Raw genomic sequence first — 5,571 nt, 5'->3', positions numbered from 1 at the left:
TCCCGGTCCTGCAGCGAGAGGGCGCGCACCGCGAAGTCCTCGCCGTTCAGGACCTCGGTGGCGCGGCGCGCGACATCCCGCCCGCGGTCGGTGATCCGGATCAGGCTCGCTCGTCCGTCGGTCGGGTGCGGCACCCGCTGGACGAGCCCGTCGGCCGCGAGCTTGTCGACCGCGTTGGTGACCGAGCTGCGGTGGACCTGCAGGCGCTCGCCGATCTTGCCGACCGGCAACTCGCCCGCCCTGGTGAACAGCAGCAGCATGAGCGCCTCGTACCGGGCGAAGGTGATCCCGAAGGGCTTCAGCAGCTCGTCGTAGCGCGACAGCAGCAGCTGCTGCGCCCGCACGATCGAGGTGATCGCCGCCATCGAGCGCGCCGGGTCCTCGCCCCAGCGCTCGGCCCAGTGCCGGCGGGCCTCGGCGATGGGGTCGATGCTCAGCGACACGCCGGGCAGGATAGGTGAGGGCGCGGACCGCGGACCGCTACCGGGCGCCGCGACGACCCGACCGGGCCGCCGAGGCCCCGGCGGTGCCCACCAGCGCCGCCGCCCCGACCGCGGCGCCGGCCTTGAGCTTGCGCCCGAGCTGCTCGAACCGCAGGACCTCCCACCCCTCCTGCGCGGCGACCTTGGCCAGCGGCACGTCGGGGTTCACCGCGACCGGGTGCCCGACGGCACGCAGCAGCGGCAGATCGGACTCCGAGTCGCTGTACGCGTAGGAGGCGGAGAGGTCGATCCCCTCCGCCATGGCGAGCTCCTGGACACGCTGAGCCTTGCCCTCGCGGTAGCAGAACGGCCCGTCCTCGCGGCCCGTGTACACGCCGTCCGCGTCGAGCTCGTACTTCGACCCGAGGCCGCCGTCGAACGCCAGCACGTGCGCCAGCAGCTCGGCGAGGCCCTGCGACGCGGCCGTCGCGATGTACACGTCGCGGCCCGCGTCCTGGTGCCCGTACGCGACGTCGAGCATCTGCGGGTAGATCCGCGGAAGGACGCCGGCCAGCACCCGAGGGGCCAGCCGCGCGAACTCCTTCTCCTCGTGGCCCTCGATCATCGCGCAGACCCGGGCCCGCACCGCGTCCGTACCCGCGTCGGTGGACCCGCTGAGGCGGAACCGGACGTTCTGCCATCCGTCGACGGCGAGACGGCGTCGCGAGATGACGCCGGACTCGAAGGCCGCCCGGGCCCAGAAGAACCCGGACGACCCCGCCATCAACGTGCGGTCGAGATCGAAGAACGCCGCCGAACGCAGGTCGGCGTGGCGGCGGTCCGTCATCAGGCGGCGGGCACCCGGATGATGATCGCGTCGCCCTGACCGCCGCCGGAGCAGATCGCCGCGCAGCCCAGACCGCCGCCGCGACGGCCGAGCTCGTGGACGAGCGCGCCGATGATGCGCGCGCCCGAGGCGCCGATCGGGTGACCGAGGGCCACGGCACCGCCGTTGACGTTCACGCGATCCTCGTCGATGTTGAGCATCCGCATCGAGTGGAGGGTGACCGAGGCGAACGCCTCGTTGATCTCCCACAGGTCGATGTCCGACGGCTGCAGGCCCGCCTTGTCGAGTGCCTTCAGCGCCGCGGTCGCCGGCGTGGTGCCGAGCACGTGGAAGTCGTTGGCGCTCTGGGCGTGCGTGACGATCTCCGCCAGGACCTTCTTGCCGTTGGCCTGCGCCCACTCGTCGGACGCGAGGACCAGGGCGCCGGCCCCGTCGTTGACGCCGGGCGAGTTGCCCGCGGTGTGCGAGCCCTCCTTGCCCACGAGCCCGGGCAGTGCCGCCAGGGACTCGAGCGTCGAACCGCGGCGCGGCGCCTCGTCGACCTCGACGACCGTCTCGCCCTTGCGGCTCTTCACGGTGACGCCGACGATCTCGTCCGCCATGCGTCCCTCGTCGATCGCGGCGAGGGCGCGGTCGTGCGAGCGCAGCGCCCAGCGGTCCAGGTCGGGGCGGGTGATCTCCATCTCGTCGCCGACCTCGGTCGCCTCGACGAACATCTGCTTGCCGCTGAACGGGTTGGTGAGGCCGTCGTGCACCATCGCGTCGAGCGCCTTGGCGTCGCCCATCCGGTATCCGAAGCGGGCGTTGGGCAGCAGGTACGGAGCACCGGACATCGACTCCTGGCCGCCACCGACGCCGACCGTGACGTCCCCGGCACGGATCGCCTGGTCGAGGATGACCGTGGCGCGGACGCTGGAGGCGCAGACCTTGTTGATCGTCTCGGACGAGACCTCCTTCGGGATCCCCGCCTTCACCTGCGACTGCCGCGAGGGGATCTGACCCTGACCGGCCTGGAGGACCTGACCCATCACCACGTGATCGACCTGGTCGGGGGCGACGTCCGCGCGCTCGAGCGCTGCGGAGATCGCGGTCGCGCCGAGATCGGTCGCGTCGAGGGTGGAAAGGCCCCCGCCCATCTTGCCGATGGGCGTGCGGGCGGTGCCGAGGATGACGGTCTTGGGCATAGGGGTCGGATGGTAGCCCGCTGGACTTCCCGGCTGCCCTACGCCCTCACCTCGGGACGACGAATGAGCGGTCGCGGGCAGGGTAGGTTGGGGCGATGGAGATCTCCGCCACCACCACCGCGCCGATCGAGACCGGGGCAGACACCATCGTCGTCGGACTCGTCGAGGGCGAGGGCGTCCCGCACGACATCGAGGACGGCGCGCTCACGGCCCTCCTCGATCGCGGGGAGGCCAAGGCCACTCGCAACCACCTGGCCGTCGCCCACGGGTCCGGAGCACGCTGGATCCTGGTCGGGCTCGGCGCACGCGACGCCCTGGACCCCGAGACCGCGCGTGTCGCGGCGGCCAAGGCGCTCGGTCGTGCCCGTGAGCTCGGCACCTCGTCGCTGTGCTGGGAGGTCCCGCACAAGGTCGACGACGACGTCGTGGTGGGGCTCGTCGAGGGGACCGTCCTGGCCAGCTACCGGTTCGCGAGCTTCAAGACCTCGGACGAGGGCGGCTCCGGCATCAGCCGCCTCATCCTGAGCGACCACGGCGACCGGGGACAGCCCGTGGCCCGCGCCGCGGTCGTCGCCCGGGCGGTCAACGCCGCCCGCGACCTCCAGAACTCGCCGGCCAACCACATGACGCCGACGCTGCTCGCCCAGCACGCCCGCGACCTCGGGCAGGAGATCGCCGGCCTCAGCGTCGAGGTCGAGGGCCGGGAGGAGCTGATCAGCCGCGGCATGGGGGCGTTCGGCGCCGTCGCGCAGGGCAGCGACGAGGAGCCGCAGCTCATCGTCATGCGCTACGCCGACCCCGACGCGAGCGGTCCCCGGCTCGGGCTCGTCGGCAAGGCCGTGACGTTCGACACCGGCGGCATCTCGCTGAAGCCCGCGGGCAAGATGCACGAGATGAAGTTCGACATGTCGGGCGGGGCCGCCGTCATCGAGGCGATGGGCGCCATCGCGCGGCTCCGGCTGCCCGTCGACGTCATCGGCGTCGTCGGCGCGACCGAGAACATGCCCTCCGGACGCTCGATGAAGCCCGGGGACGTCGTCACCGCGATGAACGGCACGACGATCGAGATCAACAACACGGACGCCGAGGGCCGCCTCGTCCTCGCCGACTGCCTGACGCACGCGGTGAACGAGGGCGCCGAACGCCTCGTGGACGTCGCGACGCTCACCGGCGCGATCGTGACCGCCCTGGGCTCGACCTACGCCGGCGTCATGAGCAACGACGACGACTGGGCCGCCGCGGTGGCCGGCGCGGGAGAGCGTGCCGGGGAGCCGGTCTGGCGCCTCCCCCTGCACCAGGAGTACGCGGACCTGATCAAGGGTCAGTACGCGGACATCACCAACGCGGTCGAGAACCGCAAGGCCGGCTCGATCACGGCGGCGGAGTTCCTCGCGCGCTTCGTCGGCGACGTGCCGTGGGCCCACATCGACATCGCCGGGACGTCCTGGAACACCGGGAGGAGCTACGGCGCCAAGGGCGGCAACGGCATGGGGGTCCGGCTGCTGGTCGAGGTCGCCCGCGCCCACGCCGGCGAGGACTGACCCCTGCGCGACGCCGGACCCCGATGACCGAGGTGCGCCGGGGGCTGGCGCTGTTCGCGACGCTGTTCGTCGCCTACCTCGCCGCGCTCGGCCTGCCCACCGGTGGGGGGCCCGACGCGTCGCGGTACACGCAGGCCGAAGCGCACCGACTCCTCACCGCGGAGTCGATCGTCTCCGACGGGGATCTCGACCTGCGTGACGAGTACGCGCTGCGCCGGTGGTCCGACTGGTACCCGGGCACCCTGCGGCCGACGGCGCGTCTCACGAACGGGCGGCTGCACGAGCCGCAGGGCATCGGGCTGCCGCTGCTGATCGCCCCGGCGTACGCGCTCGCGGGCCCGACCGGCGTGGAGATCTTCCTCGCCGCCATGTTCGCCGCCGCGTTCGCGGTCGCGGCGGCGCTGGGCCGCCGCCTCGTTCCCGACCCCTGGCCCACGCTCGCCGCGCTCACGGTGGGGCTCTCCCCTCCCGCGCTCGCCGCGGCGACCACGATCGCCCCGTCGACCGCGGGGGCGCTGCTCCTCGCGGGGGCCGTCGTGTTCGCCCTGCGCGTGCGGGACGAGCCCCGGATGTCGTCGGTGCTGGCATGTGCGGCGCTGGCCGCGCTCGCGCCATGGCTGGCGATCGGCCTCGCCGTGCCCGCCCTCATCGTCGTGATCGCCCTCGCCCGATGGCTCTACCGGCGCAACCGTGGTCTCGCCAGCTTCACCGCGCTCGAGATCCTCGTGACGAGCGGGGTCTTCTACGTCGCGCTGAACGACCGGATCTTCGGAGGTCCGGTCCCCGATACCGCGCGGCTGGGCGGTCTCTCGAAGGCGACCGGGATCAGCAGCGTCGGCGACGTGCTGTCACGCGTCGATCGGCTCGCCGCGGTGCTCATCGACCGGGACGTCGGGGCGCTGCGCTGGGCTCCGGTCCTCGTCCTGGCGCTCTGGGCGCTCTGGCTGCTGGCGCGGTCCCGGCGCACCCGGATCGCGATCGCCGTCACCGACCGGGTGGACGCCGAGGTCGCCGCGGCGCTGCTGGGGCTCGTCGTGGGTGGCGGGCTGCTCGTGGCGGCACTCGGCCCCGTCGCGCTGCACGGCTCCTGGATGGTGCCCGGGGCGCTGCCGGTGATCCTGCCGCCCGCGGCCGCCCTCGCCGCGTGGGGCTGGCGTCACGCGGGACGCGCCGCCCCCGTGCTGGCGGTCCTGACGCTCGCGGGGTCGACCTGGTTCCTGGCCGGTGTGCGCCTCGACGAGGGCACTGGTGCGGCTCCCCCGCAGGGCGCCGTCCCGTGGGGCGGCGCCGAGCGGGTCCTGCCGCGTTTCTGAGGGCTTGCCCTCAGACGACCGGCGCGTCGATCTCCTCGAGCACCTTCGTCGCTGCGCTCGCCGGATCCAGGCGGCGCGCCACGACCTCGTCGAGCAGCGCCTGGAAGTCCGGGTCGGCCAGCAGGCGCTCCTCGAGCGCGCGGCGCATGCGTGCCGTGCAGATCGCCAGCACCTCGTTGCGGAGGTTGCGCTTGCGACGCTCGCTGAGCGTGCCCTCCTCCTCGATGTAGGCGCGGTGGGCGTCGAGCTGCTCGAGCAGCTCGT

At 73.2% G+C, this 5,571-nt stretch carries 5 protein-coding genes and 1 pseudogene; 2 read left to right on the top strand and 4 right to left on the bottom strand.

Annotation, left to right across the window (positions count from 1 at the left end):
* From ABYE80_RS16145 to ABYE80_RS16135, 3 genes are all read right to left on the bottom strand, one after another.
* Positions 1 to 443, bottom strand: a 443-nt coding sequence (locus ABYE80_RS16145; RefSeq protein WP_372791332.1) for a MarR family winged helix-turn-helix transcriptional regulator, incomplete at its 3' end; no start/stop codon positions are given.
* A gap of 37 nt (positions 444 to 480) precedes the next feature.
* A complete protein-coding gene (locus ABYE80_RS16140; protein WP_372791331.1) occupies positions 481 to 1,269 on the bottom strand; it encodes an HAD family hydrolase in 789 nt (262 codons plus the stop codon).
* The gene (locus ABYE80_RS16135) at positions 1,269 to 2,453 is read right to left on the bottom strand and encodes an acetyl-CoA C-acetyltransferase (protein WP_372791330.1); all 1,185 of its coding nucleotides are present in this window, start codon (positions 2,451 to 2,453) and stop codon (positions 1,269 to 1,271) included. Before ABYE80_RS16135 ends, ABYE80_RS16140 begins: the two co-directional genes overlap by 1 nt.
* Before the next feature lie 95 nt (positions 2,454 to 2,548).
* On the opposite strand from ABYE80_RS16135, the gene ABYE80_RS16130 reads away from it, so the two are divergent.
* Entirely contained in the window at positions 2,549 to 3,994 is a 1,446-nt protein-coding gene (locus ABYE80_RS16130; RefSeq protein ID WP_372791329.1) for a leucyl aminopeptidase, read from the top strand.
* A 23-nt stretch (positions 3,995 to 4,017) separates the two neighbouring features.
* The gene (locus tag ABYE80_RS16125; protein WP_372791328.1) at positions 4,018 to 5,307 is read left to right on the top strand and encodes a hypothetical protein; all 1,290 of its coding nucleotides are present in this window, start codon (positions 4,018 to 4,020) and stop codon (positions 5,305 to 5,307) included.
* Between the two features lie 10 nt (positions 5,308 to 5,317).
* Here the strand turns inward: ABYE80_RS16125 and ABYE80_RS16120 are convergent.
* Positions 5,318 to 5,571: pseudogene (locus tag ABYE80_RS16120) on the bottom strand (methylmalonyl Co-A mutase-associated GTPase MeaB); the annotation flags it as partial.

It is taken from the genome of Paraconexibacter sp. (genome assembly GCF_041602235.1).
GTDB lineage: Bacteria > Actinomycetota > Thermoleophilia > Solirubrobacterales > Solirubrobacteraceae > Paraconexibacter.
The sequence above is the reverse complement of the archived record's forward strand: the minus strand, read 5'-3'. Positions and strand labels throughout refer to the sequence as shown.

Bases quoted from the DNA above. Each gene is read 5' to 3' on its own strand.
- ABYE80_RS16140 (WP_372791331.1), bottom strand. From the start codon at position 1,269: ATGACGGACCGCCGCCACGCCGACCTGCGTTCGGCGGCGTTCTTCGAT.
- ABYE80_RS16135 (WP_372791330.1), bottom strand. From the start codon at position 2,453: ATGCCCAAGACCGTCATCCTCGGCACCGCCCGCACGCCCATCGGCAAG.
- ABYE80_RS16130 (WP_372791329.1), top strand. From the start codon at position 2,549: ATGGAGATCTCCGCCACCACCACCGCGCCGATCGAGACCGGGGCAGAC.
- ABYE80_RS16125 (WP_372791328.1), top strand. From the start codon at position 4,018: ATGACCGAGGTGCGCCGGGGGCTGGCGCTGTTCGCGACGCTGTTCGTC.